This window comes from Carboxylicivirga sediminis, from assembly GCF_018156225.1.
GTDB classification, from domain to species: Bacteria; Bacteroidota; Bacteroidia; order Bacteroidales; family Marinilabiliaceae; genus Carboxylicivirga; species Carboxylicivirga sediminis.
This window is the reverse complement of record NZ_JAGTAR010000002.1, coordinates 196210-209202: the sequence shown is the minus strand read 5'-3', so window position 1 is coordinate 209202 and position 12993 is coordinate 196210. Positions and strand designations below refer to the sequence as shown.

General features: G+C 42.4%; 8 protein-coding genes. All 8 read left to right on the top strand.

What is annotated here, in order from left to right:
* Position 1 precedes the first annotated feature (1 nt).
* The 8 genes from KDU71_RS02730 to KDU71_RS02695 all read left to right on the top strand — a co-directional run bounded on the left by KDU71_RS02730 (position 2) and on the right by KDU71_RS02695 (position 12939).
* A complete protein-coding gene (locus KDU71_RS02730; RefSeq protein ID WP_244828087.1) occupies positions 2–3454 on the top strand; it encodes a hypothetical protein in 3453 nt (1150 codons plus the stop codon).
* Between the two features lie 62 nt (positions 3455–3516).
* Positions 3517–4404 (top strand): glycoside hydrolase family 17 protein, encoded by an 888-nt coding sequence (locus KDU71_RS02725; RefSeq protein ID WP_212188363.1) that lies wholly within the window; start codon positions 3517–3519, stop codon positions 4402–4404.
* A 28-nt stretch (positions 4405–4432) separates the two neighbouring features.
* Positions 4433–5392, top strand: a complete 960-nt coding sequence (locus KDU71_RS02720) for a glycoside hydrolase family 17 protein (protein WP_212188362.1) — start codon at positions 4433–4435, stop codon at positions 5390–5392.
* Between the two features lie 14 nt (positions 5393–5406).
* Positions 5407–6465, top strand: a complete 1059-nt coding sequence (locus KDU71_RS02715) for a glycosyl hydrolase family 17 protein (protein WP_212188361.1) — start codon at positions 5407–5409, stop codon at positions 6463–6465.
* Positions 6466–6522: 57 nt separating this feature from the next.
* Positions 6523–7971 (top strand): MFS transporter, encoded by a 1449-nt coding sequence (locus tag KDU71_RS02710; RefSeq protein ID WP_212188360.1) that lies wholly within the window; start codon positions 6523–6525, stop codon positions 7969–7971.
* 17 nt (positions 7972–7988) lie between these two features.
* Positions 7989–8786, top strand: a complete 798-nt coding sequence (locus KDU71_RS02705; RefSeq protein WP_212188359.1) for a glycoside hydrolase family 16 protein — start codon at positions 7989–7991, stop codon at positions 8784–8786.
* A gap of 22 nt (positions 8787–8808) precedes the next feature.
* Positions 8809–10530, top strand: a complete 1722-nt coding sequence (locus tag KDU71_RS02700) for an MFS transporter (protein ID WP_212188358.1) — start codon at positions 8809–8811, stop codon at positions 10528–10530.
* Between the two features lie 21 nt (positions 10531–10551).
* Entirely contained in the window at positions 10552–12939 is a 2388-nt protein-coding gene (locus tag KDU71_RS02695) for a glycoside hydrolase family 3 C-terminal domain-containing protein (RefSeq protein ID WP_212188357.1), read from the top strand.
* Positions 12940–12993 lie beyond the last annotated feature (54 nt).

Sequence of the window (12993 nt, the reverse complement as noted above, 5' to 3'; positions counted from 1 at the left end):
AATGAAAACGAGAGAGATCTATTTAGGGGATACGAATTTAAACGCAAGCTTAAAGAAAGTAGAAGGACAATTCGTAGTCTGTGAAAATGAGAAGTATTATAAGATTAGCAACTATGATCAGATGGATGATTTTTTCATGTCAATCGTAAGCGATTCTGATCATTGGATGTTCTTATCAAGTAATGGTTCATTGTCTGCAGGAAGAAAAGATCGTAACAATGCTTTATTTCCATATTATACGGATGATAAGATTCATGATTATAAGGGAATAACAGGCAGTGCCACTGCTGTTCTGGTCGAGAAAGATAACAAAACGTATTTATGGGAGCCTTTCGAAGGTATCACTAAAGATATATACAAAACGGTCCGAAATATTTACAAAAGTATTTATGGCAACAAAATCATTTTCGAGGAAATTAATCTTGATCTTGGATTAAGCTTTAAATACCAATGGAACAATAGTGAACAATTTGGTTTTGTTCGTACGTCAGCCATTCAAAATGAAGGAGCTGCAACTTTGAAAGTGGAAGTGCTGGATGGTATCCGCAATATCCTGCCATATGGCCTGGATTATGCTTTTCAGAATGAATACAGCAACTTGCTGGATGCCTATAAAAAGAATGAATTGATTGAAGAAACCGGGCTCGGATTGTTTTCTCTAAGTTCTATTCCGGTGGACAGAGCTGAGCCGAGTGAGTCACTGAAGACTACAACCGTATGGTCATACGGATTAGATAATTACAAGGTGTTGCTTTCAGGCCGTCAGATTACTCAGTTTAAGCAAGGTAAGGCTGTTAGTACAGAAAGTGATATACGAGCTGCACGAGGCTCTTATCTACTTATAGCTGAAATGTCATTAAAGCCCGAAGAAGCTCAGAAATGGAGCATCGTTGCAGATATTAATAAAGATGCCGGTGATGTAGCAAACCTCAACGACCTGATTAAATCAGAAGACAACATTGAAGCTCTTATTCAGAAAGACATTGAGCAGGGTACTAAAAAATTAATCGAAATTGTTGCTGGTGCCGATGGTCTGCAGTTAGGTAATGATGAGTTAAGTTGTGCACGTCATTTTTCAAATACCATGTTTAATGTGATGCGTGGTGGTATCTTTAATGATGGCTACAATATAAGCATGGCTGATTTTAAGCTATATGTTGAACAGAACAACAAATTTGTGGCTACTACTGCAGGCGAATGGATGGCGAACTTGCCTGAAACGCTTACATACAAAGCATTGATTGATGCAGCAGAACAAACAGGTAATGCTGATTTGATACGCCTTGCATACGAGTATTTGCCATTAACATTTAGCCGCCGTCATGGCGATCCGAGTCGTCCATGGAATCAATTTTCTATTGATGCTAAGAATGAAGATGGCAGTCCTAAATTAAACTATCAGGGTAACTGGCGTGATATCTTCCAGAACTGGGAAGCGCTGGGCTTGTCTTACCCCGAGTTTATCGAAGGTATGATTGCTAAGTTTGTGAATGCCTCAACACCTGATGGTTATAACCCTTATCGCATAACACGCGAAGGCATTGATTGGGAATGTCCTGATCCGCACGATCCATGGGCCTACATCGGCTACTGGGGCGATCACCAGATTATCTACCTTCAGAAATTATTGGAGTTATCTGAGAAATACCACCCGGGAAAACTGGATGAGCTATTGAGTAAAGACATTTTTGTTTACGCCAATGTGCCTTATCGCATCAAGCCGTATGCCGATATCGTGGCTAATCCTCAGGATACCATTTTATTTGACGCCGAGTTAAACGATAAAATAAAAGCTAAGGTCAAAGGTCTGGGAGCTGATGCCCGCATGCTGGAAAATAAGGCCGGAGGTCTTTACCAGGTTAACCTGACAGAGAAAGTACTGGTGACCTTGCTGGCTAAATTAAGCAACTTTATTCCTGAAGCGGGTATCTGGTTAAATACACAGCGTCCGGAATGGAACGATGCCAATAATGCTTTGGTTGGTAATGGGGTGTCTATGGTCACACTGTATTACATGCGTCGCTTCCTACAGTTCTGGTCTGATAAATTAGCAGCATCAACTCATAAAGAGCTGACAGTTTCAGAAGAAGTAAAAGAATTGCTGGATGCTATTAATACCTTGTTTGTTGAGAATGTAAGCCTGACCGAAAAAGGATTCAGCAACACCGAAAGAAAGCAGTTTGCAGATGTGCTAGGAAAAGCCGGAGAAACCTATCGAAACAGGATTTATTCGCAGTCGTTTAGCGAAAACAGGGCAACCATTAATATAAGTGACCTGAAGCAGTTTATGGATGTTGCCCTGGCTTATATGGATCAATCCATCCGGGCCAATAAACGTGCCGATGGTTTGTACCATGCTTATAACCTGATCGCTTTTGATGAAGGTGGTGTGTCGGTGCGTTACCTCTACGAAATGCTCGAAGGCCAGGTAGCCGTGTTAAGTGCCGGCTATTTAAATGCTGAAGAAAGCCTGAGTGTAATGGATGCCCTAAAAGCAAGTGCTTTATTCCGCGAAGACCAATATAGCTATATTCTGTATCCAGACCGACAGCTGCCTCTTTTTGTTGAGAAAAATAACATACCGGTGGCCAGGGTTGAAAATTCAGCCTTATTACAACAGCTGGTGGCGGATAAGAATATCAGCGTTTTATCAAAAGATAATACTGGAGGTTATCATTTCAATGGTACCATTCGCAATGCCGATGAATTAAACAAAGTGCTGAACAGCCTTGATGTTGCAAAGTATGGCGAATTAATTGAAGCATGCAAGGATGATGTTCTGGCAACTTTTGAAGAGATGTTTGACCACCAGTCATTCACCGGACGCTCCGGCACATTCTATGGTTACGAAGGATTGGGAAGTATCTATTGGCACATGGTATCAAAACTATTGCTGGCCGTTCAGGAGAATTACTTTGCCGCGGTAGAAGCCAATGCCGATGAAGCTTTATTGGGACGAATGAAGGACCATTATTATGAGATTAAAGCAGGTATAGGACTGAATAAGTCACCTGAATTATATGGTGCATTCCCAACTGATGCTTATTCGCATACACCTGGAGGAGCCGGGGTTAAGCAACCAGGTATGACTGGCCAGGTGAAAGAGGATGTCATTACCCGAATGGGAGAATTAGGTGTGCATGTTGAAAATGGCCAAATCACCTTTAACACAGCTTTGTTTAACATGGAAGAGTTGTTGCCAACACCTGAAGTGTTTAACTATTTTGATACAAAGCACAGTCAGGAGCAAATTAGTCTGGAAGCTGGTCAACTTGGTTTTACCATTTGCAAAATACCGGTAGTTTATTCAAAAGGCCAGGCTAATGAGGTGCTGATTACAATGGTTGATGGTGAACATAAACAATTCAATGGTCATACCATCAATGCTGAGATGTCTGCAATGATTTTTAACCGCAGCACCCAGGTTAAATCGATACAGGTAAAGTTTAAATAAATGAGTTCGCCTGGCTACTTGCGGGTAGTCAGGCTATTTTAATAATTAGTCAGATCAAATCTATGTCAGTAAGGAACGAATATGTCATGTCATTAGTAGGAGTTAATATTTCTGCGATGTCTTATGATGAGTTAATTAATCTTTTTCAGAATGTGTTAAAAGGTGGCCTGCATGGTTTATGCATCAGTCCATATGCAGAAGGGCAAAAGCCAGGTGACCAACTGAATGAGGAGCAGGTCAGAAGACGCTTAAGCATCATTCGTCCTTACATTAAGTGGGTCAGAACCTTTTCGTGCACCGAGGGCAATGAGCTGATTGCAGTGATTGCCAAGGAAATGGGAATTAAAACCCTGGTTGGTGCATGGTTGGGCAAAGACAAAGCAATTAACCAACAGGAAATAGAGGGATTAATTGAATTGGCACACAATGGTTATGCCGATGTGATTGCTGTTGGTAACGAAGTGTTGTATCGCAAAGATCTAACAGAAGAGGAGCTGCTATTTCACATTAACCAGGTAAAAGGCAGTGTGAAGGATATTCCGGTTGGATATGTTGATGCATATTATGAGTTTGAGAACTGTCCGGCTATTACAGCAGCATGCGATGTGATTCTGGCCAATTGTTACCCATTCTGGGAAGGATGTAGCCTGGAGTATTCCTTGCTCTATATGAAAGATATGTACAGAAGGGCTGTGAAGGCAGCCAACGGCAAAAAAGTGATAATCACAGAAACCGGCTGGCCAAGCAAAGGAATGCCTTTTCATGGGGCACAGCCATCAGAGCAAAATGCGCTTAAGTATTTCATCGATGCGCAAAAGTGGTCGCGCGAAGACGATATCGACATGTTTTATTTCTCTTCATTTGATGAAAGCTGGAAAACGGGTACCGAAGGTGATGTAGGAGCTTACTGGGGACTGTGGGATAAGCATGAGCAACTAAAATATAAGTAAGTCATTTGGGGGATTGGAAGAGAGCGAAATGAAATTAAGTGAATTAATAAATATTAAATCGGGGAATGCCATTTGCTATTCGGGCTTTCGTCATGGGCAAAGCCCGGATACAGGTGTGTTTCCAGATTATGACCAGGTAAAGGAGGATTTACTGATTCTTTCTAAAAACTGGAAGTACCTGCGTTTGTACGATTGCGATAAACAAACAGACTTGGTGCTGGATGTGATTCGTACAGAGAAACTGGACTTTCAGGTGATGCTGGGAGCTTATATAGGTGCAGAAGTCAATAACCATGGGTGTCCCTGGGGAGGTATATATGCCGAGGAACAACTCAAAGAGAATAAGGTAAGAAATGTAAAACAGATTGAGAAGCTCATCACGCAGGCCAATCAGTATCCTGATATCATCTTTTCGCTTTCGGTTGGCAATGAGGCAACGGTGGATTGGACCGACCATTATGTGTCGGTTGATTCAGTGATTGATTATGTGCGAATGGTGAAGAAAGGAGCCCGCCAGCCTGTAACATTTTGTGAGAATTATCTGCCATGGCATAGCAAACTTAAGGCACTGGCCGAAGAAGTGGATTTTATTTCCATCCACACATATCCGGTGTGGGAGTATAAAAACATACATGAGGCCCTGGAATATACCCGTCAGAATTACAATGGCGTGGCCGAAAAATATCCACACAAACCTGTTGTGATAACCGAGGCTGGCTGGGCTACTAATTCAAATGGGAGAGGTATTGAGCCCTGGAATGTGAGTGAAGAGTTACAAGAGGTGTATTATAATGATTTGGTGAACTGGAGTGAGCAGGAGGAAGTAATGACCTTTGTTTTTGAAGCTTTCGATGAGCCATGGAAAGGCTCGCCAGAACCCATGGAGCCTGAGAAACATTGGGGATTATTCACTGTCGATAGAAAGCCAAAGAAAGTGATGCAGGAACTATATCCCGAATTAATAGAAATGAAAAAATCTAGAGTTTGAGAAAATTTAAACACATGATGAATCGTATAAAAGCAGTTGTTTTAATCAGTGCCCTGATGTTCAGTGTTGTAGGGTGTAAAATTCAAAGGGATATAGCAGAAGAGCAGGAGTCGCCTGTAAAAGAAACACCAGCGGTTCTGCAACAACCAAGTGACTTGCTGGCAGGCACCCACAGGGCTGTTTGCTATTCCGGTTTCAGAACAGGACAGCATCCTGATAGAGGTGATGGTGCGGTTTGGCCGACCGATAAACAGATACTGGAGGATTTACAGATAATCAGCAAGGACTCTCTTTTTAACCTGATTCGCGTGTATGATTCACAGGAGAATTCTGCGACTGTGCTCCGAATAATTAAAGAGCATTCACTACCTGTCAAAGTCATGCTGGGCATATGGCTAAAAGCCGAACTGAGCAACCATGAGGGCTGTTCATGGCTGACAGAACCTATTGCCGATGAGGTGTTGACTAAAAACAGGCTGGATAACCAACAGGAAATTGAGCGGGGCATCCAACTGGCTAACCAATATCCAAGCATTGTGGCGGCCGTTAATGTGGGCAACGAAGCTTTAGTAGACTGGAATGATCATCTGGTGGAAACAGATTCCATTATTGCCTATTGCCAAAAAGTGAAAGCGGCCGTAAAACAACCCGTTACAGTAGCCGAAAACTATGAATGGTGGGCGGCAAAGGGTCAACAATTAGCTCGTGAGCTTGATTTTATTTCCATTCATTTATACCCGGTATGGGAAGGAAAAGATATTGATGAAGCATTGTCCTATTCGATTGCTAATGTAGAAAAAGTGCGACAGGCACTGCCAAATTGTAGGATTGTCATCAGTGAGGCCGGCTGGGCTTCTGTGGCCTCAGAATTTGGTGAACGTGCCAGCGAAGAAAAGCAGTTGCGCTATTACAACGAGCTAATGAACTGGGCAAAAGAAATGAATATAACCACTTTCTTTTTTGAGGCTTTTGATGAAGACTGGAAAGGAAACCCTGATAACCCCTTAGGTGCTGAAAAACACTGGGGGCTGTTTAATATAGATAGAACACCTAAAAAAGCCATGATGCAATAGCAGACACTTAATCGGAAAATCCCATACATCCATATCAACTAACTAAAGAAAAAATCTATGAACGCCATTAAAATAGCAAAGGAAGACAAAGTTCCTACTATTCAGAAAATAACCTTTGGTTCGGGCCATTTGGCCAATCAACTATTTCCGGCAGCTCTGACAATGTGTATGGCTGTATTGGTCATGTCGCTGGGTATGAATCCAATATTGGTGGGCACCCTGTTGGCCGTGCCAAGAATTATTGATGCCCTTACAGATCCTTTAATGGGATATATTTCGGATAATACCAAGTCGAAATGGGGCAGAAGAAAACCCTATATTTTTATAGGAAGTGTGATTGCCGGTGTTTCATATATGATTATGTGGCAATTAAATCCTGAAAATTCAGAGCTTTACAATTTCTTCTACTTTTTAATTGTCTCCATCTTCTTTTACATCGGTTACACCATTTTCGCTACACCTTTAATTGGGTTAGGTTATGAAATGACACCTGACTATAATGAGCGCACCCGATTGATGGCAATTTCACAGTTTATGGGACAAATAGCCTGGGTCATTGCGCCATGGCTTTGGGTGATTATATATGAGCCAACAATTTTTGAAAGTGCTCCTCAAGGAGCCAAAACAATTGCCATATGGGTAGGGGCAATTTGTATGGTTCTGGGAATCCTGCCGGCATTCTTCAATAAAGAAATAATCGTCCCTGAACAGGAAAGTAAGCATAATTTATCCAAAGAAGAATTAAAGGAAAATATCAAGGAATTTTTCAGAGGGATTAAACTCACCATTGTTAATAAGCCCTTTTTAAGATTATGTGCAGCCACCTTTCTTATATTTAATGGTTTTCAGATTATTGCGCAATTCGCTATGTATATAATTGTCTACTTCTGGTTTAATGGTAATCAGGAGTCAGCCAATATCTGGGTTGGCCTTTTTGGGTCGGTCAGTGCCTTGGGTACCATGTTTATTGTAATACCTATCATTACTAAAATTGCCGAAAAATACGGGAAAAAGAACGCTTTCATTATTGCTACATTAATATCCTTTGTGGGCTATATATTAAAATGGTGGGGATTTAATTATCCAGAAATGCCATGGCTGATGTTTATGCCTATTCCGTTCTTATCTTTTGGTATTGGGAGTTTATTTACACTAATGATGTCGATGACAGCCGATGTGTGTGATTTAGATGAACTAAATACCGGTGAACGCCGTGAGGCCATGTTTGGTGCCGTGTATTGGTGGATGACAAAGATTGGCCAATCAATTGCCATGTTTGTAAGTGGTGTAGTGTTGCATTATATCGGATTTAATGAAGACATAAAAGTGCAGTCGGCCGAGGCCATGACAAGGCTCCGCATTGCCGACATAGTTATACCCATCCTATTCGGAGTTATTGCCATCGTCGTGATGAAGAATTACGATATAACTGAAGAAAAGGCGAATGAAATAAAAAACAAGCTAATTGCACGCAGAGGGAAAGTGAAACACCAGGGAGAGGCATAATTTAAATATTTTAGAACATGACACGATTCAATATTGTAGCTGTTAGCATCGTTATTCTGGTTTGGCTATCAGCCTGTCAGGAATATAATGAGTACAAACTGGTTTGGCAGGATGAATTCGATTACGTGGGTTTGCCCGATTCAAGCAAGTGGGCTTATGATCAGGAAGGCAATCCTCACGGATGGGGTAATAATGAAGCACAGTTTTATACCAAGGCTCGCAAAGAGAATGCCTGGGTAGAGGATGGGAAACTACACATCATAGCGGTCAATGAACCTTATGAAGGGAAGGAATTTACATCAGCCCGCTTAATGTCAAAAGCCGACTGGCAGCATGGTCGCTTAGAAGTCAGAGCAAAGCTGCCCAAAGGGATTGGTACCTGGTCGGCCATATGGATGATGCCTGGCGGCTGGACCTTCAACGACGGAAACTGGCCCAATATTGGTGAGATAGATATCATGGAACATGTGGGCTATGATTTAGGAACCATTCATGCGTCTGCTCATTCCAAAGACTATCAGTGGCAGGCTGGTACACAGCAAACGGCAACGGTTAAGATTCCTCATGTAGATAGCTTATTTTACACCTATGCACTTGAGTGGACAGCTGATTCTTTAAAAGCTTTTGTGGATGACCAACAGTACTTTGTCTATGCCAATGAAGGATTGGGTGAAGATAAATGGCCATACGAGAAACCTTTTTATTTGTTGTTGAACCTGGCAGTAGGTGGCGCATGGGGAAGTGTTGAAGGCATCGATACCATAGTTTTCCCACAAACAATGGAAGTGGATTATGTAAGAATTTACCAGAAATAGATACCCAATTAAACCATACAAAATGAATAAAACAGCGTCTAAATTATCGTTTAAAGAAAAGCTGGGCTATAGCCTGGGCGATACAGCCTCCCATTTTGTATGGGACATGGTGGGTTTTTGGATCCTCATTTTTTATACCGATACTTTTGGTATTTCGGCAGCGGCAGCGGGTACTATCATGCTCATTGCCCGTGTGTGGGATATGATAAACGATCCACTGATGGGTATTATCTCCGATCGCACCAATACACGATGGGGAAAGTTTCGACCATATATCTTGTATACGGCTGTGCCTTATGCTATACTGGCTGTGTTAACCTTTACCACGCCAGACCTGAGTTATACTGGTAAAATTATTTGGGCCGCCGTTACTTATTTCTTACTGATGACGGCCTATACAGCCATCAACCTGCCATATTCATCATTAATGGCAGTCATGACATCCGACTCCAATGAAAGGGCCGGCATTAATACTTACCGTTTCATTAGTGCGTTCTCGGGACAGCTGATAGTTACTGGTCTGGCGCTTTCAATGGCTATTTATTTTGGTAAGGGCGAGTTTACCACTCAAGTCAATGAACCACAAACCAAAGGCGGATATGTGGAAGTTATTAACAATGACAGCCTCAAATATCAGCTTAATGCCGGATTTGCAGGAATTGATACCCTGATATATACCATTGAGGATGCTGATAATAATATTACAGAAGGTGTGGTATATGTTGTTGTGTCACCTTCACCTAATGACACGCTTGACTATGGCGGTGTAGTAGTAGCTTTTGACTCAACTGCCATAAAAGAACAGGTCAAAGAAGCGGGTGTTATACCTTATCCGCTTGCCCGCGAGGATGTGCATTATATCGATACCAGAATAAGCGAGTCAGTCATTGATGTTAGGGCAAATGATAACCTGGTGGACAAAGCTAAAGGGTATCAATATACGCTTATCGTTCTTGGTTTTATGAGTGTGGTATTTTTCCTCATCACTTTCTTTTCAACCAAAGAAAGGGTAGCGCCACCACGTAATCCGAATCAAAGCATCTGGTCCGATATTAAAAATCTTGGGTCGAACAGGCCTTGGGTCGTGCTGGCCCTTGTAGGGATTGTGTCCTTCATAATGTTTGCCTTACAGAACTTATCGATTGCCTACTATTTTAAGTACTACATTGGTACCGAAGAAAATGTGCAGCTGTTTAATGTGGTAAGCAGTGTTGCCCTCATTATTGGCCTGCCAATAGCTAAACCATTGGCACGAAAATTTGGCAACCGCAATGTGTTCATGGCGAGTACTATTCTATCAGGTATTTTCTTTGCCTTGCTGTATATTCCTGAAGCCGGAGATTACACACTGATATACACTTTTAATGTGCTTGCCAAATTCACGTATGCTCCTGCAGTTGTACTATTATGGACGATGCTGGCCGATACAGCCGATTACACCGAGTGGAAAACAGGGCAGCGAGCAACTGGATTGGTATTTTCAGCTGCTACCTTTGCACAAAAAGCCGGATGGGGTATTGGTGGTGCTTTAGCCGGGTGGCTGCTGGTACTGTTTAAGTTCGAAGCTAATGCTGTTCAGACGGCAGAAACTATTGCAGGTATCAAGTTAATGATTTCGGTGATACCAGGCATCTTGTACATGTCCTGTGCTGCATTACTGTTCTTTTACACCATCGATAAAAAAACGAGTAAGCAAATGCAGGCAGACCTGGAGGAACGAAGAAATCAGATAGGTATTGAATAAATCAACAAAATAAACTAAGATATGAGACTTGTAGGTATACTAACATTTGTGTTTATGGCCGCATTGTCATTATCAGCTCAGGATAAAGAGTTGGAAGATAAAGTAAATAAGTTGATGTCTGAACTGACGCTCGAGGAAAAGGTTTCGCTTTGTTCTGGTCGCGACGATTGGAGTACCGAACCCATCGAACGACTGGATATTCCATGGATATGGATGGCTGACGGACCTCATGGCCTAAGACGGGCTCCTGCTACCAACAAAGCTGGTTATGGCGATCAGCATCCGGCCACTTGTTTCCCAACGGCCTCAGCTTTGTCCGCCACCTGGGATACGGATTTGATTTACAAAGTGGGACAAGCTTTGGGGGAGGAATGTCAGGCTTTAGGTGTGAATGTATTGCTGGGGCCAGGCGTCAATATCAAGCGTTCGGTATTAGGTGGCCGCAACTTCGAATATTTCACTGAAGATCCTATTCTGTCGGGTGAATTGGGAGCAGCTTACATCAATGGTGTGCAAAGTCAGGGCGTGGGTACTTCGCTCAAGCATTTTGTGGCTAATAATGTTGAAACCATGCGCATGTTTATGAACTCCGATGTGGATACACGCACGCTGCATGAAATTTACCTGACACCATTTGAAATTGCCGTTAAGAAGGCGCAGCCATGGACGGTAATGGCTTGTTACAATAGGGTGCAGGGCGAGTATGGTACGCAAAGTCCGTATCTGCTAACCAACTTATTGAAAGAAGAGTGGGGTTTTGAAGGGATTGTCATATCTGACTGGTTTGCGGTGGTGGATCGTGTAGCGGCTCTTAAAGCAGGCATGCATATCGAAATGCCGCATGTGAGCAGTGTTAATGATGAGATACTGCTTAAAGCAGTTCAGGAGGGCGAATTAGATGAAGCGGTTCTTGATAATCTGGTGAAAGAAATACTGATGGTGGTATTAAAAGCCAAGTCGCTTGATAAAGAAGATGTTGATCAAAAGGAGGAGGAGCATCATCAATTTGCTCGCGAGGTACATGGGCAGGCCATTACATTGCTTAAAAACAATAAAATTGTGCTGCCTTTGAGTAAAGATAAATACAAAAAGATTGCCATCATTGGTGAGTTTGCAGCTAATCCGCGCTACCAGGGTAACGGCAGTTCAGAGGTGAAGCCGACCCAATTGGATAATGTGTTGGATATCATCAAAAAGGAATATGGTAAAGGAGTGAAAATAAGTTATGCCCAGGGTTATAACCTGAAGGATGATAATGATTTCACCATGATTGAGGAAGCTGTGCAATTGGCAAAAGAGTCTGATGTCGCTTTGGTTTTTGCTGGATTACCGTTGCATTATGAGTCGGAAGGCATTGATCGCAAACACATTGATATGCCGGCTGCACATAATCAGTTGATAGCTGAAGTGGCAAAAATACAGAATAACACAGTGGCTGTTTTAACCAATGGCAGTGCAGTGGCTATGCCCTGGATTGAGCAAGTACCTGCAGTATTAGAAACCTGGTTGGGTGGACAGGCAGGCGCAGGAGCTGTGGCCGATGTATTGTTTGGAACCGTCAATCCTTCTGGTAAGCTGGCAGAAACATTCCCTGTTAAACTGGCTGACACGCCTGCTGCCTTTGACTTCCCGGGTGAGCAGGGCAATGTGCTCTATGGTGAGCGTATCTTTGTGGGCTATCGCTATTACGATGAGAAGCAGATTGAACCACTGTTTCCTTTTGGTCATGGATTGTCTTACACCACATTTGATTATTCCGATATTCAATTGTCCGCTAAAAAAATAAGCGATAAGGATGCGTTGGTAGTCAGCTTAAAAGTAAAGAATACAGGTGCAATAGCAGGTAAAGAAACAGTACAGCTTTATGTCAGCGACCTTGAAAGTACCCTGCAACGCCCTGAAAAAGAGCTAAAGCACTTTGTTAAAGTTGAACTGCAACCGGGCGAAACGAAAGAAGTGAGCTTCGAGCTGTCCGGTCGCGATTTCTCATACTATGATGCCAAACGGGATATGTGGATTGCAGAGAGTGGCAGTTTTGAAGTTATGGCAGCGGCCTCATCGCGCGATATTCGTTTGAAAGCACAGTTTGAGTTGGAATCCACTCAGCAAGTACCAATGATGGTGGATAAATATACTTTTGCCAAAGAGCTATGGGATAATACAGAAACCCGCGAATTACTGAAAGAATACATGCCAAACTGGATTAATGGCTGGGTACCGGAAGGCAAAACCATGGATGAAGCTAATATTCCCGGATTCTTTATGGAACATCCGATGATTAAGTTTCCCTACATCACCAACAATGAAATTACTCATGAGCAAGTGAATGAACTGATTGAGCGTTGTAAAAACATTACTTATGCGCCCAGTTACCGGACGTTTAAGGAGGTGGAGAATGTTTCTTTCTGATAAATTGTATTAGTCAATAAGTAAAAGAGTAAGCCCGTTAATTGTTTTAGAACA

What these genes read in the sequence shown, in the direction of transcription:
- KDU71_RS02715 (WP_212188361.1), top strand. Translation starts at nt 5,407, where the DNA reads ATGATGAATCGTATAAAAGCAGTTGTTTTAATCAGTGCCCTGATGTTC.
- KDU71_RS02695 (WP_212188357.1), top strand. Translation starts at nt 10,552, where the DNA reads ATGAGACTTGTAGGTATACTAACATTTGTGTTTATGGCCGCATTGTCA.
- KDU71_RS02700 (WP_212188358.1), top strand. Translation starts at nt 8,809, where the DNA reads ATGAATAAAACAGCGTCTAAATTATCGTTTAAAGAAAAGCTGGGCTAT.
- KDU71_RS02725 (WP_212188363.1), top strand. Translation starts at nt 3,517, where the DNA reads ATGTCAGTAAGGAACGAATATGTCATGTCATTAGTAGGAGTTAATATT.
- KDU71_RS02720 (WP_212188362.1), top strand. Translation starts at nt 4,433, where the DNA reads ATGAAATTAAGTGAATTAATAAATATTAAATCGGGGAATGCCATTTGC.
- KDU71_RS02705 (WP_212188359.1), top strand. Translation starts at nt 7,989, where the DNA reads ATGACACGATTCAATATTGTAGCTGTTAGCATCGTTATTCTGGTTTGG.
- KDU71_RS02730 (WP_244828087.1), top strand. Translation starts at nt 2, where the DNA reads ATGAAAACGAGAGAGATCTATTTAGGGGATACGAATTTAAACGCAAGC.
- KDU71_RS02710 (WP_212188360.1), top strand. Translation starts at nt 6,523, where the DNA reads ATGAACGCCATTAAAATAGCAAAGGAAGACAAAGTTCCTACTATTCAG.